Genomic DNA, 25,030 nt, shown 5'->3' with positions numbered 1-25,030 from the left:
ACACAGATCACCTCGATGGCAAGTGACGGTCGTCCAGCGCATGCTGCGGCTCACCAGACATTCGCCGGGCCGTCGTGGCTGAGCAACTGCTGGAACTGCTCCGAAGACACCGCGTGGGAGATCAGGAAACCCTGGACCTGAGTGCAGTCGATCTTACGCAACAGAGCAAGTTCTTGCGCAGTTTCCACACCTTCGGCCACCACCGTCAGGCCCAGTTGCCGACCGAGGGTGACGATACTGGTCAGGGCCTGTGCCAGTTCCGCGTTGCTGTTGCAACCTTTCACCAGCGCGCGGTCGATTTTCAGTTCGGTGAAGGGCGCCGACACCAGATTCATGTAGGAACTGTAGCCCTTGCCGAAATCATCCTGGGACAAGCCGAAACCCTTGATGCGCAAGCGGCAGGCCCCGGCATAGAAATTACTGATGTCATCAGGCACCGAGCACTCCATCAGCTCGAAGCAGATCCGCGCCGGCAGCCCGTCGTGTTGCAGGACAAACGCGAGTATGCGATCAGGCAGGTCGTGGCTGTTGAGCAGGTGCGTCGGCAGGTTGATCGACACCGGAATGTCATAGCCTTGTTGGCGCCATACCGATTGGGCGGCAATCGCCTGTTCGAGCATGCGCCAGAGCAGATGTTCTTCAAGGTCGTGGGCGATCAGCGCTGGCAGGAACGCTCCCGGCAACAAGGTGCCATGTTCGGGATGCATCCAGCGCACCAGTGCTTCGGCGGCAACGATGCGGCCATTGTCCAGCGCCTTCTTGGGTTGAAACCAGGCTTGCAGCTCAGCGTTATCCAGCGCACGCAAAAGACTCTGCCGATCGATACCGGCATGCGCAGTAACCGCAACGTCCTGACGTAGTGCCTGCAACTGCTCGATCAGGCAGCGCAATGCCGCGCTGTTGACCGGTTTGGAAATCAGCCCGATGACCTTCACTTGCAGGTTGCTCGCCACCAGACTCGCGCCCATCAACATGCGCCGGGAGGCAGCACTCATGATCGCCAGAGCCGGACGCGACTTCTGCGCCGCAAGGCCCTGGATGAACTGCACGCCATCCATGCCCGGCATCAGCAGATCGGTGAGCACCAGATCGAATTCGCGATTCTGCAGGCGCCGCAAGGCTTCTTCGCCGTCCCGGGCAAACTCCAGATCGAACACGCCCAGCGCGTTGAACAGGTTCTGCAAGTACAGATGCTGAAACGGATGATCTTCGACAATCAGCAGACTAGATGACTTCATCGGTGACTCGTTGGTAGGGAGCCAGGACAGTCGACAAGGCTCGCAGCGTGAAAGGTTTGATCAGGCAGTGATTCATCCCGGCGGCCAGGCACAACGCCTCTTCGCCGCGCAGGGCGTTGGCGGTGGCGCCGATGATCGGCGTGGTGCAGCCCAGATGTCGCAGGGCCTTGGCCAGTTCATAGCCGTTGAGGCGCGGCATGTTGACGTCCGTCAGGACCACATCGAAGCTTTCGTCCTGCCAGAGCGACAAGGCTTCTTCGCCATCGCTGGCCAGCGCCACCGTGCAGCCCAGCTCTTGCAACTGGTCGCGCAGGATCAACTGATTGATCGCATTGTCTTCGGCGACGAGGATGTGCAGGTGCAAGGGCGCCAGCGCGGCGGTTGGCGAGGGCCGCTGATGCTCAATGACGGGGCCGCCCTGCGCCTGACGCACGGCCTGGCGGATCGCGGCCAGATCGTTCAGGTTCGCCGTCCAGCCGTCGCCGGTGCTCTGCGGCTCACAGGCTGCATCGCCGCTGGCCAGCACTCGCGGACCAGACCAGTGCAGGTCGCTGCGCTGCGCCAGCGGCTCCGGGTACAACTCCAGCAACACGCCACGGTCGGCAGACTCGTGGCTGGCTGGCGCACCAAGGTGCGGCAGAGCGCCCCAACGACGCAGCCAGCCCGCCAGGCTCTCGGCCAATTCGCGCACTGGTGACACCACGTAAACGGTCTCGGCCGCGAGTTTCGCCTTCACTTCAGGCAGCGCATCGCCCGAGCGCTGCTCCAGCGGCAAAGTCAGGGAAAAACTGCTGCCCAGCCCCGGCTCGCTGACCATGCGCAGCGTGCCGTCCATCAAATGGGTCAGGCGCAGGCAGATCGGCAGACCCAGCCCGGTACCAGCGACCACATGGCTGTTGCCCTGGGTCTGATAAAACGGTTCGAAAATAAACGCCTGATCCGCGTGGGCAATCCCGCGACCGGTGTCCGAGACCTGCCATTGCACGCAGACGCGCTCACCCTCACGGGCCTGCACCTTGATCCGCAACACCACGCGTCCCGAATCGGTGAATTTCACCGCGTTGTTCAACAGATTATTCAGAACCTGGCGCACGCGGCTGACATCACCGACCAGGCTGTCGGGCAGTTGCGGGTCGAAGCAGGCATACAGCTGCAAGCCCTTGCCCTGCGCCGCCGCCGCGTATCCCTGCACCACTTCCTGCGCCAGCGTCACGACGCAAAAGTCACTCAATTCCAGCGCCAGTTGCCCGGCTTCGATTTTCGATACATCGAGCACATCGCAGATCAGTTGCAGCAGGGTTGCGGACGAGCCTTCGATCGCTCGCAAGTAACCTTTCTGCTGAGCGTCGAGTCGGGTCCGGGCGAGCAGCTCCAGTGTGCCGAGTACGCCATACAGCGGCGTGCGGATCTCGTGGCTCATGGTCGCCAGAAACAGGGTCTTCGCTTCGTTGGCGGCATCGGCGGACTGGCGTGCCTGCTCCAGCGCCGCTTCGATCTGCCGGCGTGCGCTGATGTCGCTGAAGGCGCAAAGCAACACGTCCTCGCCCTTGTAACGGGTCGGCGCGCAGCTCAGGTACAGGTGGCGACCGTCGGCGGTTTCGAAATAATCGGTGAGGCACGGCGATTCATCCGCAAACGCAGCGCGGATCCAGCCAGGCCCGAGTTGCTGGCTGCATTCGCCCAGCCATTGCCGGGCGAGGGTGTTTTCCAGCACCACCTGCGCATCGCTGCGCCGCAATACGCAGAGCGCCACCGGCGCGGTCTGGATCACGTCGCGGCTGAACAGCTCGCTTTCGACCAAGGCCTGAATGCGCTGCAGGGTCGGCGTGATGAAGCGATGTTCCAAACGCCGGATCAACAGCCAAACCAGGCTGATACTGGCCAGACAGAACGCCAGCGCGCCGAGAATCTGCGGCCACAACGCCCGCACCACGGCGAGCAAGTCGATGGAGTAGGTCAGTTGCCAGTCCGAGGATTTCAGCTGTTTGCGCAACACCAGTTGCTCGGGTAGCCAGCCGTCACCGACGAAGCCGAAGAAGTCCTGCTGGCGCAACAGCGGCAGATCCTGCCCGGGCGGCGGCTTGCGGCTGTTGCTGAACAGCGGCATGCCTTGCGAGTTGAACATGGTGAACTCGCCAGCGCTGTGGTCGCTCAGCGCATTGGAGATCTCACGGTCGTCCATCTCCAGACCCAGCCAGCCGGAATCAAGGTCGCGCTCATCCAGACGAATGAAGATGTACAGCTGCGAGTGCCCCTGCGAATTGTGCGTCAGCCAGATTTCTTTGAGGGCGCTGGTGTTGTCGCGTTTGAGGGTTTCCAAGCGCTCGAGCATGGCCTGCGGAAAATCACCGGCCATGGGTGTCGTGTTATACAGACGCCATACCTGCGCCTCGGCGCCGCTGCTGACGTAGAGCAGATTCAGTTTGCGCGCTTGCAGATAGTCGCGCATGCGCTGGGTCAGCCAGATGCTCCATTGCTTGCCCGGCGCTTGTCCCAGCAACAGGCGAATTTCCTCTTCGGACAACGGCGCGCTTAACGCAGTCTGCCGGGTCGCCGACAAACTCAGGCTTTCCAGCAGCGCCTCGCGGGTGGTGAAAAAAGTGTGCGCCTCGGCAATGGCGCTGCTCATGTAGCTGCGCCGCTGAGAGATTTCGTTGTTGAAGGTGAACAGCAGAAAGCTGTACACGCCGCCGAGAATGCCCAGCAGCAGCACCCACGCAAAAATGCGCAACAAGCGTCGCGCAGCGTGAGGCGTGGACAGCACAGGGCTGATCTGATGGAGGTAATTCTTCAATCGCATGCCGGCACAGTAGGGGCGGCCGGGTGTGGCGAGAATCAGACGATTCCTAAAGAGGGTTGCGCGAACAATCGGCTATCGCAACGCCTCATTTGGATTCACAGGTAACTCATGACAAACGCAATCGTTGCGTTGGCTGTTCCGGCGCGCATGCCCTTGTCAAACCCACCATTGCCAGCGGTTTCAGCGATGCGAAAGTATCGAGCGCTCAGGGGGATCTTCAAGTTGCCCCCCACAGAGGGATAGTCCGTGAACACATGACTTTGATTCAAAACCAGGGGGTTTCCATCACTGTTGAGTACTTGCAAAGCCATACCTTGAGCAGTCGAATCTGCACTCAGTTTTACGATGCCTGCCGTGGCGTTCTGCGCGGGGGAAGTTGAGGTAGGCAGTAGGGTATAAGTTACTTTGTTTATGCCTGTCGGGCAGTTGTTAAGGCTGATGTCAAAATTGACGGATTTCGAATAGGCGCCGTTATAGGAAAAAGCACTTATGTCATGTGAGCCCATGTCCACTTTGATGTCAGGTGTTTCGCATGATTGAGGGACGATAGTTGTGCCGTTGGTGGCCATTGCCAGTGGTGAGACACCGTCTGCATGGAAAACCCCCAGTGTTCCTGCGGGGATTTTCTGCGCATCGATTACGTCCGCTATCTTGATTAGTCTTAGCACGTGCCTTGTGGTGTCCCATCCATATCCGCCCGCTTCTCGCCGAATTGCCGGATAAATGGGTATGGTGATGTTGTCCTTGAAGGACCACTGCCATGCGAGCCCGGTATTTCCGATGGCGTAAACGAGGTCGCCCGATTTGGATACGCCGACGTTGTTCTGAACACCATATGAAAACTCGGTAGTGCATTTATACGAGCTGGGCGTAGGGCCCATTGTGAGTGGAGGACTTTCATATATTACGGTGCCATTAGGCGTATCGCGAGGGACCGAAAGTGTAGCCGGTACTTGCATGGTAATAGTTGTTTGATGATGACCCGGGTAGAGCGAGCAATTAGCTGCGCCCGCGTAGCCGGACGCGAAGAGTAAAGTCAGGCACAGCGTGTGAATCAATTTCGTCAGCGGGACAGGGCGCTGTAGTTGGAAACGCTTCATGAGGTGGGCTTTACGTATCGGCCAATGAGTGGCGTACGTTAGCCACGACACTCAAACCTGAATATCAGGCGATTCCTAGAAGACGCTCCCCACTTGCAATGCATTCCCCCCCTGTAGGAGTGAGCCTGCTCGCGATGGCGTCCTTTCATCCACCATCAATGGTGCAGCTGATGGCCTCATCGCGAGCAGGCTCACTCCTACAGGGAATGCATTACAGCGCCTCTGCATCGCTAAAACGCAGCTAATTACCAAGCCCCCTAACTATTGCGTTGACATTCGCTGCCTAAGCAGTAACATCTCGACATACATTCACTGCCTAGGCAGTTATCAGGTCGACCCATGAAGCATTTCACCCCGGAAGAATTCAAACATTGCCACCTCGGCCTCTTGCTCGGCCGTGCCGCGTTGCTCAAGGACCGGATCATCGACACCCACATGGAACCCCACGGCATCACCGCCGCGCAGTTCAAGGTGTTGATCATCATGGCCCAGTTCGGCGTCGACACACCGGCCGAGCTGTGCCGGCACTTGTCGCTCGATAGCGGTTCGATGACGCGCATGCTCGATCGCCTCGAACAGAAGGCTTTTCTGCTTCGTCAGCGCAGCGAAGGTGACCGTCGTCAGGTGCAGCTGAAGCTGACCGAGCAGGGCCAGCAACTGGCCGATCGCCTGCCGCACATCGGTGCCGATGCGATGAATGAACTGGCCGGCGCCATTTCCCGCGACGAGCTGAAGACTTTGGAATACATCCTGAAGAAAATCCTTCTGGCCGCCGGTGACCCGATCACCGTCCAGCGTTTGGGTGAACACAATGAGCGCTAAGACCTTGCGCAGCAGCCTGACGCTGTTGCTGTCGGCGATGATCCTCGCCGGTTGCGCCAACTACAGCGGCCTCGACACCGAAGGCCAGCGCCTCGACGCGGCGCAGTTGAAGACAGCGAAGTCTCTGCAAGGCGTAACCCTGTCGCCGGCGGCATGGCCGAAAAGCGACTGGTGGAGCAGCCTCGGCGATCCGCAGCTTGACGGGCTGATCCGCGAAGCCCTGCACGACAGCCCGGACATGCAGATCGCTGAAGCCCGCGCGCACCAGGCCAGCGCCGCCGCGTATGCCGCCGATGCCGAACGTTATCCGACCCTCGACGCCAGCGCCGGCCTCAGCCGTTCGCGTCTGGCCCGGGATCAGGATCCGTTGGGGCAGGGCGGCGCCTACGCGACGGTGCGCAATGTCAGCGCCGGCTTCAATTACAACTTCGACTTATGGGGCGGCCAGCGCGATGCCTGGGAAGCCGCACTCGGCGAGGCGCGCGCTGCTGAAGTCGATCGTCAGGCCGCGCAGCTGACCCTCGCCGCTGACGTCGCCCGCGCGTACAGCGATCTCGGTCAGGCGCACATCGTTTACGACCTCGCCAGCGAAGACCTCAAGCGCACCCGGCAAATGCTCGACCTCAGTCAGCGCCGCTTGAGTTCGGGGATCGACAGCCAGTACCAGTTCCAGCAAACCCAGAGTCTGGAAGCCAGTTCTCAGGCCAGCCTGATCGACGCGGAAAAACGCCTGAACAGCGCGAAAATCGCCTTGGCGGTATTGCTCGGGAAGGGCCCGGATCGCGGCAACGAAATCGCCCGACCGACAGTCCTGCAAGCCAGTGCCGTGGCGGTGCCGTCGGTGTTGCCAGCGGAACTGCTCGGTCGCCGCCCGGATCTGGTCGCGGCGCGCTGGCGTGTCGAGGCGGCGAGCAAAGACATCGATGCGGCGAAAACCCGTTTCTATCCCAACTTGAACCTGTCGGCCTCGGCCGGCGCCGAGTCGTTGCTCGGTGATGCGATGTTCGGTTCCGCCAGCCGTTTCTTCAATATCGCGCCGACCGTGTCATTACCGATCTTCGATGGCGGACGCCTGCGTGCCAGCCTCGATGCCCGCGACGCCGATTACGATCTGGCGGTGGCGCAGTACAACAAAAGCCTGGTGAAAGCCCTCGGCGATGTCGGCGACACCATCAACCAGTTGCGTGATATCGGCCGCCAGATCGGCGCGCAGCGACACGCCACCGACATTGCTCAGGATTCTTACAACACCGTCGTCCAGCGTTACGGTTCCGGCATTGGCAACTACCTGGACGTGCTCAGCATCGAGCAGCAATTGCTCCAGGCCCAGCGTCAGCTGGCGACCCTCAATGCCGAGCAGATCGACCTGTCGATTCAACTGATGCAAGCGCTGGGCGGCGGCTTTCAGGGTGAAAACCTGAACGCAGCCAACGCCAGCCCAGCCTCGTCGCACTACTAATTCAAGGTATTTGTCATGGCCACTGCCGAAAACACCCAAGCTCAAGACAACACCCCGGACACCGGCAACCCGCGCAAACGCAAGGTGATGCTGCTGGCCCTCGCCGTGGTCGTCCTGCTCGCCATCGCCGGCGTCTGGACCTATCACGAATTCATCGGGCGCTTTAACGAAAGCACCGACGATGCCTACGTCAACGGCAACGTGGTGGAGATCACGCCGCTGGTCACCGGCACCGTGGTCAGCATCGGCGCCGACGACGGTGATCTGGTCCACGAAGGCCAGGTGCTGGTCAACTTCGACCCCAACGATGCCGAAGTCGGCCTGCAAAGTGCCAAGGCCAAACTGGCGCGCACCGTGCGTCAGGCGCGCGGTTTGTACAGCAACGTCGATGGCATGAAAGCGCAGGTCAACGCGCAGCAGGCCGAAGTGCAGAAAGCCCAGGACAACTACAACCGCCGCAAAAATCTGGCTCAGGGCGGGGCGATTTCCCAGGAAGAGCTGTCCCACGCTCGCGACGACCTGACCTCGGCGCAGAACGCTTTGGCCAACGCTAAACAGCAACTGAAAACCACCAGTGCCCTGGTCGACGACACCGTGGTCTCGTCGCACCCGGACGTGATGTCGGCAGCTGCCGATCTGCGTCAGGCCTACCTGACCAATGCCCGCAGCATCTTGATCGCGCCGGTCACTGGTTACGTCGCCAAGCGCACCGTGCAACTCGGTCAGCGCGTGCAGCCGGGCACCGCGTTGATGGCGGTGATTCCGCTGGATCAGCTGTGGATCGACGCCAACTTCAAGGAAACCCAACTGCGTGACATGCGCATCGGCCAGCCGGTGGATATCGAGGCCGATATTTATGGCAGCGACGTGAAATACAGCGGCACCGTCGACAGCCTCGGCGCTGGTACCGGCAGCGCATTTGCCTTGCTGCCGGCGCAGAACGCCACCGGTAACTGGATCAAGATCGTCCAGCGCGTGCCGGTGCGGATTCACATCAATGCTGAAGAACGGGCAAAGCACCCGTTGCGTGTCGGTCTGTCGACCAACGTCGAAGTGAATCTGCACGACCAGAGCGGCCCGGTGCTGGCCCAGCAACCGCCGCAAAAGGCCTCGTTCAGCACCAACGTCTACGAGCGCCAACTGGCCGAGGCGGACGCGATGATTGCGCAACTGATCCACGACAACAGCGCCGCAGCGGGCAAGACCGCACAGCGCTGACCTGCACGGACCTTGTAGGAGTGAGCCTGCTCGCGATAGCGGTGTGTCAGTCACCGATGATGTCGACTGTTATGCCGCTATCGCGAGCAGGCTCACTCCTACAGGGGGGTGGTGTCCATTAGGTTCCATAGGATTCACAATGAGCAATAACGCTTCTTTCACGCCGCCCAGCCTGTTGCTCAGCACCATCGGCCTGTCGCTGGCGACGTTCATGCAAGTGCTCGACACGACCATCGCCAACGTGGCACTGCCGACGATTTCCGGCAACCTCGGGGTGAGTTCGGAGCAGGGCACTTGGGTCATCACCTCGTTCGCAGTGAGCAACGCGATTGCACTGCCGCTGACCGGTTGGCTCAGCCGCCGCTTCGGCGAGGTGAAGCTGTTTCTGTGGGCGACGATGCTGTTTGTACTGGCGTCGTTTCTTTGCGGTATCTCGACCTCAATGCCCGAGCTGATCGGTTTTCGCGTGCTGCAAGGTCTGGTCGCCGGGCCGCTGTATCCGATGACGCAGACCCTGTTGATCGCGGTGTATCCGCCGGCGAAACGCGGGATGGCTCTGGCGCTGCTGGCGATGGTCACGGTGGTCGCGCCGATTGCCGGTCCGATTCTCGGCGGCTGGATCACCGACAGTTACAGCTGGCCGTGGATCTTCTTCATCAACGTGCCGATCGGCATCTTTGCGGTGATGGTGGTGCGTTCGCAACTGGCGAAACGGCCGGTGGTCACCAGTCGCCAGCCAATGGATTACGTCGGCCTGATCACGTTGATCATTGGTGTCGGCGCGTTGCAGGTGATCCTCGACAAGGGCAATGACCTGGACTGGTTCGAGTCGAATTTCATCATTGTTGGCGCGGCGATTTCCGTGGTCGCCCTGGCGGTGTTCGTGATCTGGGAAATGACCGACCGCCACCCGGTGGTCAACCTGCGCCTGTTCGCCTATCGCAACTTCCGCATCGGCACGCTGGTGCTGGTGCTGGGTTATGCCGGTTTCTTCGGCATCAACCTGATCCTGCCGCAGTGGTTGCAAACGCAAATGGGCTACACCGCGACCTGGGCGGGCCTGGCGGTGGCACCGATCGGTATTCTGCCGGTGCTGCTGTCGCCGTTTGTCGGCAAGTACGCGAACAAGTTCGACCTGCGTCTGCTCGCCGGGCTGGCATTTCTGGCGATTGGCTTGAGCTGCTTCATGCGTGCCGAGTTCACCAACGAGGTGGACTTCCAGCACATCGCGCTGGTGCAGTTGTTCATGGGCATCGGTGTGGCGCTGTTCTTCATGCCGACCCTGAGCATTCTGATGTCGGACTTGCCGCCGAGCCAGATTGCCGATGGCGCTGGCCTGGCGACGTTTTTGCGGACGTTGGGCGGTAGCTTTGCGGCGTCGCTGACCACCTGGATCTGGATTCGCCGGGCCGATCAGCATCATGCGTACATGAGCGAGAGCATCAGCACCTTCGAGCCGGCCACCCGCGAAACCTTGAATCAGTTGGGCGGGGCGAGTCAGTCGGCCTATGCGCAGATGGATCAGATCCTCACGAGCCAGGCGTACATGCTGTCCACCGTGGATTACTTCACGTTGCTGGGCTGGGGGTTCATGGGGTTGATTCTGATCGTATGGCTGGCGAAACCGCCGTTTGCCGCCAAGGCAGGGCCTGCCGCCAGCGGGCATTGATCCGAAGCGCGATCAACTGTAGGAGTGAGCCTGCTCGCGATAGCGGTGTATCAGTCAACAAAGATGTTGAATGTGATATCGCTATCGCGAGCAGGCTCACTCCTACAATGGTTTTGTATTTGGCTTTAAATCGTTGGGGCGGGGAGGGCGGGTGGCGGGGCGAAGTCGAACGGGGCCAGGGCGTACCCGCTTTCATCGACCTGCAACGCCCAACCCTGACGGTCCCAGTCCCCCAGCACAATCCGCTTCGCCGCTTGTTCACCAAGCTGCAACTTGTGAATCGCCGGGCGGTGGGTGTGGCCGTGGATCAGGGTTTTCACGCCGAATTTCTGCATCACCCGCGGAATCTCTTCCGGGGTGACATCAACGATGTCATTGGCCTTCATCCGCGTCTGTGCGCGGCTTTCGCTGCGCAGCTTGCGCGCCAGTTTATGGCGGCTGCTCAGCGGCAGATGACGGAGGATGAACAGGGTGATCGGGTTGCGCAGATAGCGGCGCAGCTTCATGTAGCCAACGTCGCGGGTGCACAGGCTGTCGCCGTGCATCAGCAGCACCGGCTCGCCGTAGAACTGCACGACACTCGGATCCTTCAGCAATGTGCAGCCGGCCTGTTTGCAGAAAGCCTTGCCGAGCATGAAATCGCGATTGCCGTGCATGAGAAAGATCGCCGTACCGCTGTCCCTCAAATCGCGCAGGGCCTGGCAGATGGAGCGCTGAAAGGGCGTCATGGCGTCGTCGCCAATCCACGCCTCGAAGAAGTCGCCGAGGATGTACAACGCACTCGCCGAGCGGGCGCGTCCGGCGATCAAATCCAGAAACGCCCGGGTAATGTCCGGGCGCTCCTCTTCCAGATGCAAGTCTGAAATCAGCAATATCACGCTGCGATGATCTCGGCTTTCTCGATGATCACGTCGTCTGCAGGTACGTCTTGGTGGCCGGCCTTGGAAGTGGTCGACACGCCTTTGATCTTGTCGACAACGTCGGTGCCTTGGGTGACTTTACCGAATACCGCGTAGCCCCAGCCCTGCACGTTCTTGCCGCTGTGGTTGAGGAAGGTGTTGTCGGCGACGTTGATGAAGAACTGCGCCGAAGCCGAATGCGGCTCCATGGTGCGGGCCATGGCGACGGTGTACTTGTCGTTGGAAAGACCATTGTCCGCTTCGTTCTGGATGCTTGGACGCTTGTCTTTCTTTTCTTTCATGCCAGGCTCGAAACCGCCGCCCTGGATCATGAAGTTGCCGATGACGCGGTGGAATACGGTGTTGGTGTAGTGACCGGCGTTGACGTATTCGATGAAGTTGGCGACGGTGATCGGCGCCTTTTCAGCGTTCAGTTCGATGACGATGTCGCCATGGTTGGTGGTCAGTTTGACTTGAGTCATGGTCATTACTCTTTATAGGGAATTCGTGGTTTTCGGACACCTGGACCGAAAACCGGTTCAGCCTGCTTCGGCCAAGGTGCGCAGTTTAGCGTGACAGGCGCGAATTTCGAGGCGGTTTTTCAAATCCCGGCGATTAAATGCATGCCTTTATAAGAGCTGCTCTGTCAGGCCCTTGACAGCATCGGCTATGATAGCGGCTTTGTTTTGTCTGGCCCCTCTTTGCGGCCGCGCACCTGTACGTCAAGGATCCTATGAGCAAGCCCACTGTCGACCCTACCTCGAATGCCAAGTCCGGCCCTGCCGTGCCGGTCAACTTCCTGCGGCCGATCATCCAGGCAGACCTGGACTCGGGCAAGCACACCCAGATCGTGACTCGCTTCCCGCCGGAGCCCAACGGCTACCTGCACATCGGCCACGCCAAGTCGATCTGCGTCAACTTCGGCCTGGCCCAGGAGTTCGGTGGCGTCACGCACCTGCGTTTCGACGACACCAACCCGGCCAAGGAAGATCAGGAATACATCGACGCGATCGAAAGCGACGTCAAATGGCTGGGCTTCGAATGGTCCGGTGAAGTGCGCTACGCCTCGCAGTATTTCGACCAGTTGCACGACTGGGCCGTCGAGCTGATCAAGGCCGGCAAGGCCTACGTCGACGATCTGACCCCGGAGCAGGCCAAGGAATACCGTGGCAGCCTGACCGAGCCGGGCAAGAACAGCCCGTTCCGCGACCGCACCGTGGAAGAGAATCTCGACCTGTTCGCGCGCATGAAGGCCGGTGAGTTCGCCGACGGCGCCCGCGTGCTGCGGGCGAAGATCGACATGGCTTCGCCGAACATGAACCTGCGCGACCCGATCATGTATCGCATCCGCCATGCCCATCACCATCAAACTGGTGACAAGTGGTGCATCTACCCGAACTACGACTTCACCCATGGTCAGTCGGACGCCATCGAAGGCATCACTCACTCGATCTGCACCCTCGAGTTCGAAAGCCATCGTCCGCTGTACGAGTGGTTCCTGGAGAACCTGCCGGTGCCGGCGAACCCGCGCCAGTACGAGTTCAGCCGCCTGAACCTGAACTACACGATCACCAGCAAGCGCAAGCTCAAGCAACTGGTTGACGAGAAGCACGTCAACGGCTGGGACGATCCGCGCATGTCCACCCTGTCGGGCTTCCGCCGCCGTGGCTACACGCCGAAATCGATCCGCAACTTCTGCGAAATGATCGGCACCAACCGTTCCGACGGCGTGGTCGACTTCGGCATGCTTGAATTCAGCATCCGCGACGACCTCGACCACAGCGCCCCGCGCGCGATGTGCGTGCTGCGTCCGTTGAAAGTGGTCATCACCAACTACCCGGAAGGCCAGGTCGAAAAGCTCGAACTGCCACGCCACCCGAAAGAAGACATGGGCGTGCGCGCGCTGCCGTTCGCCCGGGAAATCTACATCGACCGTGAAGATTTCATGGAAGAGCCGCCGAAGGGCTACAAGCGTCTGGAACCGGCCGGTGAAGTGCGTCTGCGCGGCAGCTACGTGATTCGTGCCGACGAAGCGATCAAGGACGCCGACGGCAATATCGTCGAACTGCGTTGCTCGTACGACCCGGACACCCTCGGCAAGAACCCGGAAGGGCGCAAGGTCAAAGGCGTGATCCACTGGGTGCCGGCCGCTGCCAGCGTCGAGTGCGAAGTGCGTCTGTACGATCGCCTGTTCCGCTCGCCGAACCCGGAGAAGGCCGAAGACAGCGCCAGCTTCCTCGACAATATCAACCCTGACTCGCTGCAAGTGCTGACCGGTTGTCGCGCCGAGCCATCGCTCGGCAATGCCCAGCCGGAAGACCGTTTCCAGTTCGAGCGCGAAGGCTACTTCGTCGCGGATCTGAAGGACTCGAAACCCGGTCAGCCGGTATTCAACCGTACCGTGACCCTGCGTGATTCGTGGGGCCAGTGAGTGAGTCAAGGAACTAACGTGCTAACGATCTACAACACGCTCACCAAGAGCAAAGAAGTCTTCAAGCCGCTGGATGGCAACAAGGTGCGCATGTACGTCTGCGGGATGACCGTGTACGACTACTGCCACCTCGGCCACGGCCGCAGCATGGTCGCGTTCGACCTGGTGACGCGCTGGTTGCGCTTCAGCGGTTATGACCTGACCTACGTGCGCAACATCACCGACATCGACGACAAGATCATCAATCGCGCCCGCGAGAACGGTGAATCGTTCGAAGCGCTGACCGAGCGCATGATCGCCGCGATGCACGAAGACGAAGCGCGCCTGAACATCCAGAAGCCGGACATGGAACCGCGCGCCACCGATCACATCGCCGGCATGCACGCGATGATCCAGACCCTGATCGACAAGGGCTACGCTTACGCCCCGGGCAATGGCGACGTGTACTACCGCGTCGGCAAATTCATGGGCTACGGCAAGCTGTCGCGCAAGAAGATCGAAGACCTGCGCATCGGCGCCCGTATCGAAGTCGACGAGTCGAAGGAAGACCCGCTTGATTTCGTCCTGTGGAAAGCTGCCAAGCCGGGCGAGCCGAGCTGGGAATCGCCATGGGGCGCCGGACGTCCGGGCTGGCACATCGAGTGCTCGGTGATGTCGACCTGCTGCCTCGGCGAGACCTTCGACATTCATGGCGGCGGCAGCGATCTGGAGTTCCCGCACCACGAAAACGAAATCGCCCAAAGCGAAGCGGCCACCGGCAAGACCTACGCCAACGCGTGGATGCATTGCGGCATGATTCGCATCAATGGCGAGAAGATGTCCAAGTCGTTGAACAACTTCTTCACCATCCGCGACGTGCTCGACAAGTACCACCCGGAAGTCGTGCGTTACCTGCTGGTGTCAAGCCACTACCGCAGCGCGATCAACTATTCGGAAGACAACCTCAAGGACGCCAAGGGCGCACTCGAGCGTTTCTACCACGCGTTGAAAGGCCTGCCGACTGTGGCGCCGGCCGGGGGCGAGGCGTTCGTCGAGCGCTTCACCACGGTGATGAACGACGACTTCGGCACCCCCGAGGCCTGCGCCGTGCTGTTCGAGATGGTGCGTGAGATCAACCGTCTGCGTGAGAGCGATCTCGATGCAGCGGCGGGGCTGGCGGCGCGCTTGAAGGAACTGGCCAGCGTGCTGGGTGTGTTGCAGTTGGAGGCCGATGATTTCCTGCAGGCGGGCGCTGAAGGGCGTGTCGACGCGGCTGAAGTCGATGCACTGATCGCGGCGCGTCTTGCAGCGCGGGCGGGTAAGGATTGGGCCGAGTCGGACCGCATTCGTGATCAGCTCACGGCGATGGGTGTTGTGCTGGAAGATGGCAAGGGTGGGACTACGTGGCGGTTGGCTGACTGAGTAGGCGCCTGCCTTGTTCGTTCCCACGCTCTGCGTGGGAGCGATCTTTTGATCTGGCTTTTAATTGCCAATCTGCCGCAACCGTTTGTACAGCGTATTGCGGCTAACCCCCAAACGCCGCGCCAGGTGCGAGATATTCCCTCCAGCCGCCTTCAACTCCCTGTTCAACGCCTCAGCATCATTCAAATCCAGCCCCAGCGGCGCCGCCGTTTCCACCGGCTCCATCTCCAGATCGACAAAAAAATCATCCGGCAAATGCTCAAGCCGCACTGGTTGTTCTTCGGCCATGGCCAGCGCCACCTGCATCACGCTGCTGACCTGACGCAGATTCCCCGGCCACGGATGCTTTTCAAACAACTCCAACACTTCTGGGCTCAGCCCCGCCCATTGCGTCGGCTCGCGATGTTGCTGCCACAGCCGTTTGAACAGCGCCTGCTTGTCACTGCGCTCGCGTAACGGCGGCAATTCCAGCGTCAGCCCGCCAATCCGGTAATACAAATCCTCACGAAAGCGGCCCAATTGCACCTGCTCGCGCAACGATCGGTTGGTGGCGGAGATAATTCGCAGATCAACCGGGAACAACTCGCTGCTGCCCACCGGTTGCACGCAGCGCTCCTGCAACACCCGCAACAGGCGCGCCTGGGTCGGCAGCGGCATATCGCCGATCTCGTCGAGAAACAGCGTGCCTTTGTCGGCCTTGCGGATCAGGCCGATGCTGCCTTTCTGGTTGGCCCCGGTGAAAGCGCCTTTCTCGTAGCCAAACAACTCAGACTCGACCAGTTCGGCGGGGATCGCAGCGCAGTTCACCGCGATGAACGCCTGTTTGCTGCGTGAGCTGGCCTGATGCAGAGCTTTGACGAAGACTTCCTTGCCGACGCCAGTTTCACCGTGGATCAACAACGGAATGTCTTTCTCAAGCAAACGCTCGGCCTGGCGCACGGCTTTTTCCACGCGGCTGTCACCGAAATGCAGAGTGTTGAGGCTGATTGTGCTGGCTGACGCAGGCTTGTCCTCGACGACAAACACCCGCGCTTGCACCGGCGCCTGTTTCGGCCGTTTCAGCAAGCACTGGAAACGGTTGCGCCCGGATGTCTGCAAGGCAAACGGCATGCCCTCGGGCTGATTGATCAGCTCCAGCAGTGACACCTTGAACAGGCTCTCGACGCTGACCCGTGACAGACGCACGCCGAGCAGATTGTCGGCGCGGCGATTGGCCGAGAGCACCTGGCCGCTCTCATCGAAAATCAGCAACCCGGCCCATTGGCTGTCGAGGTTGTTCAAGCCGGTGTTGAAGGTCAGTTGAAAATGCTGTCCATGGAACAGGTTGAGGATCAGCCGGTTTTCCACGGTCTGGCTCATCATCTTGACCATGCCCAGGGTGTGCGAGGGCGGCAGGTAGCTGTCGCTGGACACATCGAGCACGGCGATGACCTTGCGCTCGGCGTCGAAGATCGGCGCGGCGGAGCCGGTCATGAAGCGGTTGGCCTTGAGGAAGTGTTCGTCGTGTTCGATGTGCACCGCCTGCTCACAGGCCAGCGCGGTGCCGATCGCATTGGTGCCGCTGCTGCGCTCCATCCAGCTCGCGCCGGCCTGAAAGCCCCGGGCCAGATTCGGCTCGATAAAGCGCTGCGTGCCCCACGACGTCAGCACCTGGCCCTGATTGTCGGCGAGCATGATCAGGCAGTTGGAGTTGCTGAGGATGTTTTCGTAGTAGGGCAGGACTTCCTGATGCGTGGTCTGCACCAGCGAATGATGACTGTCGAGCAACCGCGCAATGCCGGCGGCGGGCAATTGATCGAAGGCCGGGGTGCTCTGGTGGTCGAGGCCGAACGCGCGGCAACGTTGCCAGGAGGTCTGGACGATCGCGTCGTGGGACAGCGGCGAAGCAGGTGCGGCCATGGGGGCAAGCCTCTGAGTGCAGCGATTTTATTATTGTTATGAACCCGTTTCGAATCCGACGCAGATCCCCTGTAGGAGTGAGCCTGCTCGCGATAGCGGTCTTTCCGACATATTTTCATCGGCTGACACACCGCTATCGCGAGCAGGCTCACTCCTACAATTGACCTGTGTCGCTAATCGAATCGGGTGCATAGAGTGTTGTTCACTATTGTTCATTGTCAATCACCCCGACTGTTCAAAAGTGTTCAGCTGTGAACGCCACTTCCCTGCGTAATCAACGATTTTCACGGCAAATCAACCACTTGCCATTTCTGGCACGAATGTCGCTCTGTTGCTCCGGTCGCTTGACTCCAAAAATAAAAAAGGCCGAGCCATGTCACTCACCCTGGAGCACGTCAGCCGTACCGTCGAGGGCCAGATATGGATCGACGATGCGTGCCTGAAATTCGAACCCGGATCCTTCAATGTTTTGCTCGGGCGCACCCTGTCCGGCAAGACCAGTCTCATGCGCCTGATGGCCGGCCTCGACAAACCCGACAGCGGCCGCGTGCTGATGAACGGCGTCGACGTCACCCAGCGCCCGGTGCGGCTGCGCAACGTGTCGATGGTCTATCAGCAGTTCATCAACTACCCGACCATGACCGTGTTCGAGAACATCGCCTCGCCACTGCGTCAGGCCGGCATCTCGAAAGAGATCATCCACAGCAAGGTGCAGGAAACTGCACGGATGTTGCGCATCGAGAAGTTCCTGCAGCGCTACCCGCTGGAACTCTCCGGCGGACAGCAACAGCGCACGGCCATGGCCCGCGCGCTGGTCAAGGATGCCGAACTGATCCTCTTCGACGAGCCGCTGGTCAACCTCGACTACAAGCTGCGCGAAGAGCTGCGTCAGGAAATGCGCGAGCTGTTCAAGGCCCGCCATACCATCGCCATCTACGCCACCACCGAACCCAATGAAGCACTGGCCCTCGGCGGCACCACCACCATCCTGCACGAAGGCCGGGTGATCCAGAGCGGGCCGTCGACCGAGGTCTATCACCAGCCGCAGTCGGTGCTCGCCGCTGAATTGTTCTCCGAGCCGCCGATCAACCTGATGCCGGGACGCATTGCCGGCAACGAAGTCAGCTTCGCCAACTTCGTACACTTTCCGTTGAACGTCGATTTGCGTCCGGTGGGCGAGGGCGAGTTCCGTTTCGGCGTGCGCCCGAGTCATATCTCGCTGGTGCCGAGCAACGATGACGATCTCGAATTGGCCGTAACCGTCGAGGTCGCCGAGATCAGCGGTTCGGAAACTTTCCTGCATGTGCGCAACGAGCATTTCCTGCTGGTGCTGCACTTGCCGGGTGTTCATGAATACGACGTCGATGCGCCGATCCGCATCTATATCCCGACCCACAAACTGTTCGTTTTCGATGCGCAGGGCCGGCTGGTGCAAGCACCGGGCCGGCGTGTCGCGAGGGTTGCCTGATGGCCGAAATCCGTTTGCAGCACCTCGCCCACAGCTACAGCAAAACCCCGAGCGGCGCGGAGGATTACGCGATCCGCGAGATGGATCACGTCTGGGAGCAGGGCGGCGCCTATGCGTTGCTCGGGCCGTCGGGTTGCGGCAAGTCGACCTTGCTCAACATCATTTCCGGCCTGCTCAGCCCGTCACAGGGCCATGTGTTGTTTGACGGCAAAGCGGTCAACGACCTGACCCCGGAGAAGCGCAACATCGCCCAGGTTTTCCAGTTCCCGGTGGTCTACGACACCATGACTGTGTTCGATAACCTCGCTTTCCCCCTGCGAAATCAGGGCATGGCCGAGGCGAAAGTGCACAGCAAGGTGCAGGAAATTGCCGAGGTGCTCGACCTGCAGAATCTGCTGAGCAAGAAAGCGCGCAATCTCACCGCCGACGAAAAACAGAAAGTTTCCATGGGCCGTGGGCTGGTGCGCGACGATGTCTCGGCAATCCTCTTCGACGAGCCGCTGACGGTGATCGACCCGCACCTGAAGTGGAAACTGCGGCGCAAGCTCAAACAGATCCACGAGCAGTTCAACATCACCATGGTCTACGTCACCCACGACCAACTGGAAGCCTCGACCTTCGCCGACAAGATCGCGGTGATGTACGGTGGCCAAATCGTCCAGTTTGGTACGCCACGGGAATTGTTCGAGCGGCCGAGCCACACCTTTGTCGGCTATTTCATCGGCAGCCCGGGGATGAACCTGATCGACGTGCAGCCGCAACCCGGTGGCGTCGGTTTCGCCTCGACGCACCTGCCGTTGTCCGACGCCATGCAGCGCCATATCGAGCACGGTCAATGGAAAAACCTGAAGGTCGGCATCCGCCCGGAGTTCATTCATGTCTGGGACGAGCCGTTTGATGACGCCATGCAGGCCAGAGTCGTACACGTCGAAGACCTCGGCACCTACAAGATCATGACCCTCGACCTCGACGGCGCGCCGTTGAAAGTACGGCTGGCCGAAGACAAACCGGTTCCCCAAGGCACGGCGTACATCAGTTTCCCGGCGCAATGGCTGATGGTCTATGCCGATGAGTTTCTGCTCGAAGCCGACGATGAGGTGCAGCCATGAACAAGGTGCAGAACAACAAGGCCTGGTGGCTGGTGTTACCGGTGTTTCTGCTGGTGGCGTTCAGTGCGGTGATCCCGATGATGACCGTGGTCAACTATTCGGTGCAGGACATCTTCGACCAGTCCAGCCGCTACTTCGTCGGCGCTGACTGGTACAAACAAGTGCTGCTCGATCCGCGCCTGCATGACTCGCTGCTGCGCCAGTTCATCTATTCAGCCTGCGTGCTGCTGATCGAAATTCCGCTGGGCATCGCCGTCGCCCTGACCATGCCGACCAAGGGCCGCTGGTCGTCGGTTGTGCTGATCATTCTGGCGATTCCGCTGCTGATTCCGTGGAACGTGGTCGGCACGATCTGGCAGATCTTTGGCCGCGCCGACATTGGCCTGCTCGGTTCCAGCCTCAATGCGCTGGGCATCAGCTACAACTACGCGGCCAACACCATGGACGCCTGGGTGACGGTGCTGGTGATGGACGTCTGGCACTGGACATCGCTGGTAGCGCTGTTGTGTTTCTCCGGGTTGCGCGCGATTCCTGACGTCTATTACCAGGCCGCGCGCATCGACCGCGCCTCGGCCTGGGCGGTGTTCCGCCATATCCAATTGCCCAAACTGAAGAGCGTGCTGCTGATCGCGGTGATGCTGCGCTTCATGGACAGTTTCATGATCTACACCGAGCCGTTCGTGCTCACCGGCGGCGGTCCGGGCAATGCCACGACCTTCCTCAGTCAGACGTTGACGCAGATGGCCGTAGGGCAATTCGACCTCGGTCCGGCAGCGGCGTTTTCGCTGGTGTACTTCCTGATCATCCTGTTGGTGTCCTGGCTGTTCTACACCGCCATGACGCACTCCGACGCCAACCGCTGAGGCCCGGCCATGAGCAAGAAAAAGCTTATTCCGTTGCTGGTGTACATCCTGTTCCTGCTGGTGCCGATCTACTGGTTGCTGAACATGTCGTTCAAGAGCAACACCGAAATCCTCGGCGGCCTGACGCTTTTCCCACAGGATTTCACGCTGGCGAACTACAAGGTGATCTTCACCGATCCGAGCTGGTACACCGGCTACTTGAACTCGCTGTATTACGTCAGCCTCAACACGGTGATTTCCCTGAGTGTGGCGTTACCGGCGGCTTACGCGTTTTCACGCTATCGTTTCCTCGGCGACAAGCACCTGTTCTTCTGGCTGCTGACCAACCGCATGGCGCCGCCGGCGGTGTTCTTGCTGCCGTTTTTCCAGTTGTATTCGTCGATCGGCCTGTTCGACACGCACATCGCCGTGGCCTTGGCGCATTGCTTGTTCAACGTGCCGCTGGCGGTGTGGATTCTTGAAGGCTTCATGTCCGGCGTGCCCAAGGAGATCGACGAAACGGCCTACATCGACGGCTACAGTTTCCCCAAGTTCTTCGTGAAGATTTTCATTCCGTTGATCGGTTCCGGGATCGGCGTCACGGCGTTTTTCTGCTTCATGTTTTCCTGGGTCGAGCTGTTGCTGGCGCGCACGCTGACCTCGGTCAACGCCAAGCCGATTGCGGCAGTGATGACGCGCACGGTGTCGGCATCGGGGATCGATTGGGGTGTGCTGGCAGCGGCGGGGGTGTTGACCATCCTCCCGGGCATGCTGGTGATCTGGTTTGTGCGCAACCACGTGGCCAAGGGCTTTGCCCTCGGTCGAGTCTGAGGAACAGATGATGGAATGGATGAGCTGGACGACACCGACCGCCGCGTTCTTCATCGGCATCGGTCTGATTCTGGTGGGCATGACCACTTGGGAATTGCGCTCGCCGAGCATTCTGCGGCGCGGGTTTCTGCCGATTGCCACCACCCGTGGCGATCGCTTGTTTATCGGTCTTCTCGGCAGCGCCTACCTGCATTTGCTGGTAATCGGCGTCACCGACTGGAGCATCTGGGTGGCGTCCGCGTTGTCCCTGGTGTGGCTGTTGGCTGTGATGCGTTGGGGCTAGTCGAATCGTTCGGCAACGCGGCTCCACAACTTAAACAGGAGGTCTCTATGTTCGATAAAAACAATAAGCTGCGACATAGCATTTCATTGGCAGCCATGCTGGCACTCAGCGGTTTGAGCGCATCTGCCTGGGCCGACGCCTATGAAGATGCGGCGAAAAAATGGATCGGCAGCGAGTTCAAGCCCTCGACCCTGACGGCCGAACAGCAGCTCGAAGAATTGAAGTGGTTCATCAAGGCCGCCGAGCCGTTTCGCGGCATGGACATCAAGGTCGTTTCCGAAACCCTGACCACCCACGAATACGAGTCCAAGGTGCTGGCCAAGGCCTTCAGCGAAATCACCGGGATCAAACTCACCCACGACCTGCTGCAGGAAGGCGACGTGGTCGAGAAGATGCAGACGGTGATGCAGTCGGACAAGAACATCTATGACGGCTGGGTCAACGATTCCGACCTGATCGGTACGCACTTTCGCTACGGCAAGACCGAATCGATCACCGACCTGATGGCCAACGAAGGCAAGAACTTCACCTCGCCAACCCTCGACATCAAGGACTTTATCGGCATCTCTTTCACCACCGCGCCGGACGGCAAGATCTATCAACTGCCCGACCAGCAGTTTGCCAACCTTTACTGGTTTCGCGCCGACTGGTTCGAGCGCGCCGACCTGAAAGCCAAGTTCAAGGAAAAGTACGGCTACGAATTAGGCGTGCCGGTGAACTGGTCGGCCTATGAAGACATCGCCAAATTCTTCAGCGAAGACGTCAAGGAAATAGACGGCAAACGCGTCTACGGCCACATGGATTACGGCAAGAAAGACCCGTCGCTGGGCTGGCGTTTCACCGACGCCTGGTTCTCCATGGCCGGCGGCGGCGACAAGGGCATCCCGAACGGTTTGCCGGTGGACGAGTGGGGCATTCGCGTCGAAGACTGCCACCCGGTCGGCTCCAGCGTGACACGCGGCGGCGACACCAACGGCCCGGCGGCGGTGTTCGCCACCACCAAATATGTCGACTGGCTGAAGAAATACGCGCCACCGGAAGCGGCGGGCATGACCTTCTCCGAGTCCGGCCCGGTGCCGTCCCAGGGCAACATCGCCCAGCAGATTTTCTGGTACACCGCGTTCACCGCCGACATGACCAAACCGGGCCTGCCGGTGGTCAACGCCGACGGCACGCCGAAATGGCGCATGGCGCCATCGCCACGCGGGCCGTATTGGGAGGAGGGCATGAAGCTCGGCTATCAGGACGTGGGCTCGTGGACATTCATGAAATCCACGCCTGAGAAACAGAAACTGGCGGCCTGGCTGTACGCGCAGTTCGTCACCTCGAAAACCGTGTCGCTGAAGAAAACCATCGTCGGCCTGACGCCGATTCGCGAGTCGGACATCAACTCGCAAGCGATGACCGATCTGGCACCGAAGCTCGGTGGCCTGGTCGAGTTCTACCGCAGCCCGGCCCGCGTGCAATGGACCCCGACCGGCACCAACGTGCCGGACTATCCGCGTCTGGCGCAACTGTGGTGGAGCCACATCGCCGAAGCCGCCAGCGGCGAGAAGACCCCACAACAGGCGCTGGATGGCCTGGCCAAGGATCAGGATGCGATCATGACCCGTCTCGAACGCTCCAAGGCTCAGGCCACTTGCGCGCCGAAGATGAACCCGGAGCGCGACGCGCAGTACTGGTTCGATCAGCCGGGCGCACCGAAGCCGAAACTGGCCAACGAGAAGCCGAAGGGTGAAACCGTGAGCTATAGCGAACTGCTGAAATCCTGGGCGGATGCGCGCAAGTGATGTCGGAAATGTGAGAAGCGAACGGCACCGGAAGGTGCCGTTTTTTTTGCTGCCTGATCTGCCGCTTTCGCGAGCAGGCTCGCTCCCACAGGGATTTTTGGTGCCACCGATCTTGAGTAGCACTGATCCAATGTGGGAGCGAGCCTGCTCGCGAAAGCGCTGGGTCAGACGGCGGATTTTCAACTGACATCACACCATCGCGAGCAGGCCCACTTCTACAAGGGTTTGCGATGCACCCGGGTACAAACAAAAAACGGCACCCGAAGGTGCCGTTTTCATTTTCAGCCAGATCAGCCGAGCAATCAGCCCGCCAGACCCGCCTGTTGTACCAGCACCAGCAATGGCTGCGGGTACACACCCAGGAAGAAAGCGACCAGGGCGATGGCCAGCAGCATCACGCCGCCTGCCTTCTGTTCCCAGTGCAACTGGGCGTCGTGGCGACGCAGGTTTGGCTCGATCAGGTACAGGGTGACCATCACGCGCAGGTAGTAGAAGACGCCGATGGCGCTGCCCAGTACCAGTGCGCCGACCAGCCACCACTGACGGGTTTCGACGCCACTGGCGATGATGTAGAACTTGCCGATGAAGCCGGCGGTCAGCGGAATACCTGCCAGGGACAACATCATCACGGTGAGTACGGCGGTCAGGTACGGACGGCGCCAGAACAGGCCGCGGTACTCGTACAGGGCGTCGGCGTCGCGGCCGTTATACGGCGACGACATCAGGGTGATCACGCCGAACGCGCCGAGGCTGGTGATCACGTAGGTGACCAGGTACACGCCGATGGCTTCCACCGCCAGACCCTTGCTCGCCACCAGCGCGATCAGCAGGTAACCGAAGTGCGCGATGGACGAGTAACCGAGCAGACGCTTGAGGTTGCTCTGGGTCAGGGCCAGCAGGTTACCGAACAGGATCGAGGCGACTGCGATCACGCTCAGCACGTCGCTCAGTACGCCACTGCTGGCGGCAGGGGAGAGCTGGAACAGACGCACCATCACCGCAAACACCGCCACCTTCGAAGCGGTGGCGAGGAACGCCGCCACCGGCGCCGGAGCACCTTCGTAAACGTCCGGCGTCCACAGGTGGAACGGTACGAGCGACAGCTTGAACGCCAGACCGATCAGCATCATGCCCAGGCCCAGTTGCGCCAGCGGGCTAGGCAGACCGGTCGCGGCCAGGGCCTGACCGATGCCGACGAAGCTCAGCGAACCGGCGTCGGCGTACAGCAGCGCCATACCGAACAGCAGGAACGCGGAACCGGCGGCCGAGAGCACCATGTACTTGATGCCGGCTTCCAGCGAACGCTTGTTGAAAAAGGCGTAAGCCACCAGACCGTAGACCGGTACCGAGAGCAGTTCCAGACCGATGAACAACCCGGCCAGGTGCTGCGCGCTGACCAGCACCAGACCACCGGCGGCAGCCATCAGGATCAGCAGGTACAGTTCTTCGCGGTTGCCCGGGTAGCCCGAACCGCCATCACCCAGATAAGCGTGGGCGAGGGTAACGCAGGCGAGCGTGGCGACCAGGATCATCGCCATGTACAGGCAGGCAAACGCGTCGATCTGCAGCAGTGGAGTCACGGCTAGAGGCGCGACTTTCAACGCAGGCAGGATCGACAGCAAAGCCAGGTTCAGACCCGCCACCGAAATCAGGAAGGTCTGCGAGTGGTTGCGGCGCCAGGCGATTGCCAGCATCACCACGATAATGGTGAGGCTGGTGATCAACAGAGGCGCAAGCGCAATAAAGTGTTGAATCGTGAATTCCATAGCGC

19 protein-coding genes are annotated in these 25,030 nt (G+C 60.4%); 12 read left to right on the top strand and 7 right to left on the bottom strand.

Annotation, left to right across the window (positions count from 1 at the left end):
- Positions 1–50: 50 nt before the first annotated feature.
- The 3 genes from J2Y90_RS22330 to J2Y90_RS22320 all read right to left on the bottom strand — a co-directional run bounded on the left by J2Y90_RS22330 (position 51) and on the right by J2Y90_RS22320 (position 5,138).
- Complete coding sequence (locus tag J2Y90_RS22330; protein WP_253503347.1) at positions 51–1,238, bottom strand: EAL domain-containing response regulator; 1,188 nt, start codon at positions 1,236–1,238, stop codon at positions 51–53.
- Entirely contained in the window at positions 1,225–4,038 is a 2,814-nt protein-coding gene (locus tag J2Y90_RS22325; protein ID WP_253503343.1) for an ATP-binding protein, read from the bottom strand. The genes J2Y90_RS22330 and J2Y90_RS22325 overlap by 14 nt, the downstream gene beginning before the upstream one ends.
- Before the next feature lie 95 nt (positions 4,039–4,133).
- Positions 4,134–5,138 (bottom strand): fimbrial protein, encoded by a 1,005-nt coding sequence (locus tag J2Y90_RS22320; protein WP_253503339.1) that lies wholly within the window; start codon positions 5,136–5,138, stop codon positions 4,134–4,136.
- Between the two features lie 339 nt (positions 5,139–5,477).
- Here J2Y90_RS22320 and J2Y90_RS22315 point away from each other — a divergent pair, with 339 nt between their 5' ends.
- The 4 genes from J2Y90_RS22315 to J2Y90_RS22300 all read left to right on the top strand — a co-directional run bounded on the left by J2Y90_RS22315 (position 5,478) and on the right by J2Y90_RS22300 (position 10,306).
- Positions 5,478–5,960, top strand: a complete 483-nt coding sequence (locus J2Y90_RS22315; protein WP_042609199.1) for a MarR family winged helix-turn-helix transcriptional regulator — start codon at positions 5,478–5,480, stop codon at positions 5,958–5,960.
- The gene (locus J2Y90_RS22310) at positions 5,950–7,419 is read left to right on the top strand and encodes an efflux transporter outer membrane subunit (protein WP_253503336.1); all 1,470 of its coding nucleotides are present in this window, start codon (positions 5,950–5,952) and stop codon (positions 7,417–7,419) included. The genes J2Y90_RS22315 and J2Y90_RS22310 overlap by 11 nt, the downstream gene beginning before the upstream one ends.
- 15 nt (positions 7,420–7,434) lie before the next feature.
- A complete protein-coding gene (locus J2Y90_RS22305) occupies positions 7,435–8,637 on the top strand; it encodes an HlyD family secretion protein (protein WP_253503333.1) in 1,203 nt (400 codons plus the stop codon).
- A 139-nt stretch (positions 8,638–8,776) separates the two neighbouring features.
- Positions 8,777–10,306 carry a DHA2 family efflux MFS transporter permease subunit gene (locus J2Y90_RS22300; protein WP_253503330.1) on the top strand — a complete coding sequence of 510 codons (1,530 nt, stop codon included), beginning with the start codon at positions 8,777–8,779 and terminating at the stop codon, positions 10,304–10,306.
- Positions 10,307–10,431: 125 nt separating this feature from the next.
- Here J2Y90_RS22300 and lpxH read toward each other — a convergent pair whose 3' ends face one another.
- Positions 10,432–11,184 (bottom strand): UDP-2,3-diacylglucosamine diphosphatase, encoded by a 753-nt coding sequence (gene lpxH, locus J2Y90_RS22295; RefSeq protein ID WP_253503325.1) that lies wholly within the window; start codon positions 11,182–11,184, stop codon positions 10,432–10,434.
- A complete protein-coding gene (locus tag J2Y90_RS22290; RefSeq protein ID WP_253503322.1) occupies positions 11,181–11,687 on the bottom strand; it encodes a peptidylprolyl isomerase in 507 nt (168 codons plus the stop codon). Before J2Y90_RS22290 ends, lpxH begins: the two co-directional genes overlap by 4 nt.
- A 251-nt stretch (positions 11,688–11,938) precedes the next feature.
- Here J2Y90_RS22290 and J2Y90_RS22285 point away from each other — a divergent pair, with 251 nt between their 5' ends.
- Together J2Y90_RS22285 and cysS are read left to right on the top strand one after the other, a co-directional pair.
- On the top strand, positions 11,939–13,636 hold the full coding sequence (locus J2Y90_RS22285) for a glutamine--tRNA ligase/YqeY domain fusion protein (RefSeq protein ID WP_253503318.1): 1,698 nt from the start codon (positions 11,939–11,941) through the stop codon (positions 13,634–13,636).
- A gap of 18 nt (positions 13,637–13,654) precedes the next feature.
- Positions 13,655–15,037, top strand: coding sequence for a cysteine--tRNA ligase (gene cysS, locus J2Y90_RS22280; protein ID WP_253503315.1), 1,383 nt, complete (start codon positions 13,655–13,657; stop codon positions 15,035–15,037).
- 60 nt (positions 15,038–15,097) lie between these two features.
- Here cysS and J2Y90_RS22275 read toward each other — a convergent pair whose 3' ends face one another.
- Positions 15,098–16,936, bottom strand: coding sequence for a sigma-54-dependent Fis family transcriptional regulator (locus J2Y90_RS22275; RefSeq protein ID WP_253503310.1), 1,839 nt, complete (start codon positions 16,934–16,936; stop codon positions 15,098–15,100).
- Positions 16,937–17,309: 373 nt separating this feature from the next.
- On the opposite strand from J2Y90_RS22275, the gene J2Y90_RS22270 reads away from it, so the two are divergent.
- Genes J2Y90_RS22270 through J2Y90_RS22245 form a run of 6 tightly spaced genes read left to right on the top strand, consistent with a single transcriptional unit; the run spans position 17,310 to position 23,259 of the window.
- Entirely contained in the window at positions 17,310–18,404 is a 1,095-nt protein-coding gene (locus J2Y90_RS22270) for an ABC transporter ATP-binding protein (RefSeq protein WP_016775291.1), read from the top strand.
- On the top strand, positions 18,404–19,513 hold the full coding sequence (locus J2Y90_RS22265) for an ABC transporter ATP-binding protein (protein WP_108225644.1): 1,110 nt from the start codon (positions 18,404–18,406) through the stop codon (positions 19,511–19,513). Before J2Y90_RS22270 ends, J2Y90_RS22265 begins: the two co-directional genes overlap by 1 nt.
- Positions 19,510–20,376 (top strand): carbohydrate ABC transporter permease, encoded by an 867-nt coding sequence (locus tag J2Y90_RS22260; protein ID WP_007961995.1) that lies wholly within the window; start codon positions 19,510–19,512, stop codon positions 20,374–20,376. Before J2Y90_RS22265 ends, J2Y90_RS22260 begins: the two co-directional genes overlap by 4 nt.
- A gap of 9 nt (positions 20,377–20,385) precedes the next feature.
- The gene (locus J2Y90_RS22255) at positions 20,386–21,186 is read left to right on the top strand and encodes a carbohydrate ABC transporter permease (RefSeq protein WP_024013421.1); all 801 of its coding nucleotides are present in this window, start codon (positions 20,386–20,388) and stop codon (positions 21,184–21,186) included.
- 10 nt (positions 21,187–21,196) lie between these two features.
- Positions 21,197–21,469, top strand: coding sequence for a DUF2160 domain-containing protein (locus tag J2Y90_RS22250; RefSeq protein ID WP_038861868.1), 273 nt, complete (start codon positions 21,197–21,199; stop codon positions 21,467–21,469).
- A 47-nt stretch (positions 21,470–21,516) separates the two neighbouring features.
- On the top strand, positions 21,517–23,259 hold the full coding sequence (locus J2Y90_RS22245; RefSeq protein ID WP_042609208.1) for an ABC transporter substrate-binding protein: 1,743 nt from the start codon (positions 21,517–21,519) through the stop codon (positions 23,257–23,259).
- Positions 23,260–23,561: 302 nt separating this feature from the next.
- On the opposite strand, the gene nuoN is transcribed toward J2Y90_RS22245, so the two are convergent.
- Positions 23,562–25,025: an NADH-quinone oxidoreductase subunit NuoN gene (nuoN, locus tag J2Y90_RS22240; RefSeq protein ID WP_024013420.1), complete on the bottom strand. Its 1,464-nt coding sequence runs from the start codon at positions 25,023–25,025 to the stop codon at positions 23,562–23,564.
- Positions 25,026–25,030 lie beyond the last annotated feature (5 nt).

Source organism: Pseudomonas koreensis (genome assembly GCF_024169245.1).
GTDB classification, from domain to species: Bacteria; Pseudomonadota; Gammaproteobacteria; order Pseudomonadales; family Pseudomonadaceae; genus Aquipseudomonas; species Aquipseudomonas koreensis_F.
The sequence above is the reverse complement of the archived record's forward strand: the minus strand, read 5'-3'. Positions and strand labels throughout refer to the sequence as shown.

Excerpts from the sequence above, each read along its gene's own strand:
- J2Y90_RS22330 (WP_253503347.1), bottom strand. The coding sequence starts at position 1,238 with ATGAAGTCATCTAGTCTGCTGATTGTCGAAGATCATCCGTTTCAGCAT.
- J2Y90_RS22325 (WP_253503343.1), bottom strand. The coding sequence starts at position 4,038 with ATGCGATTGAAGAATTACCTCCATCAGATCAGCCCTGTGCTGTCCACG.
- J2Y90_RS22320 (WP_253503339.1), bottom strand. The coding sequence starts at position 5,138 with ATGAAGCGTTTCCAACTACAGCGCCCTGTCCCGCTGACGAAATTGATT.
- J2Y90_RS22315 (WP_042609199.1), top strand. The coding sequence starts at position 5,478 with ATGAAGCATTTCACCCCGGAAGAATTCAAACATTGCCACCTCGGCCTC.
- J2Y90_RS22310 (WP_253503336.1), top strand. The coding sequence starts at position 5,950 with ATGAGCGCTAAGACCTTGCGCAGCAGCCTGACGCTGTTGCTGTCGGCG.
- J2Y90_RS22305 (WP_253503333.1), top strand. The coding sequence starts at position 7,435 with ATGGCCACTGCCGAAAACACCCAAGCTCAAGACAACACCCCGGACACC.
- J2Y90_RS22300 (WP_253503330.1), top strand. The coding sequence starts at position 8,777 with ATGAGCAATAACGCTTCTTTCACGCCGCCCAGCCTGTTGCTCAGCACC.
- J2Y90_RS22290 (WP_253503322.1), bottom strand. The coding sequence starts at position 11,687 with ATGACTCAAGTCAAACTGACCACCAACCATGGCGACATCGTCATCGAA.
- J2Y90_RS22285 (WP_253503318.1), top strand. The coding sequence starts at position 11,939 with ATGAGCAAGCCCACTGTCGACCCTACCTCGAATGCCAAGTCCGGCCCT.
- J2Y90_RS22275 (WP_253503310.1), bottom strand. The coding sequence starts at position 16,936 with ATGGCCGCACCTGCTTCGCCGCTGTCCCACGACGCGATCGTCCAGACC.
- J2Y90_RS22270 (WP_016775291.1), top strand. The coding sequence starts at position 17,310 with ATGTCACTCACCCTGGAGCACGTCAGCCGTACCGTCGAGGGCCAGATA.
- J2Y90_RS22265 (WP_108225644.1), top strand. The coding sequence starts at position 18,404 with ATGGCCGAAATCCGTTTGCAGCACCTCGCCCACAGCTACAGCAAAACC.
- J2Y90_RS22260 (WP_007961995.1), top strand. The coding sequence starts at position 19,510 with ATGAACAAGGTGCAGAACAACAAGGCCTGGTGGCTGGTGTTACCGGTG.
- J2Y90_RS22255 (WP_024013421.1), top strand. The coding sequence starts at position 20,386 with ATGAGCAAGAAAAAGCTTATTCCGTTGCTGGTGTACATCCTGTTCCTG.
- J2Y90_RS22250 (WP_038861868.1), top strand. The coding sequence starts at position 21,197 with ATGGAATGGATGAGCTGGACGACACCGACCGCCGCGTTCTTCATCGGC.
- J2Y90_RS22245 (WP_042609208.1), top strand. The coding sequence starts at position 21,517 with ATGTTCGATAAAAACAATAAGCTGCGACATAGCATTTCATTGGCAGCC.
- nuoN (WP_024013420.1), bottom strand. The coding sequence starts at position 25,025 with ATGGAATTCACGATTCAACACTTTATTGCGCTTGCGCCTCTGTTGATC.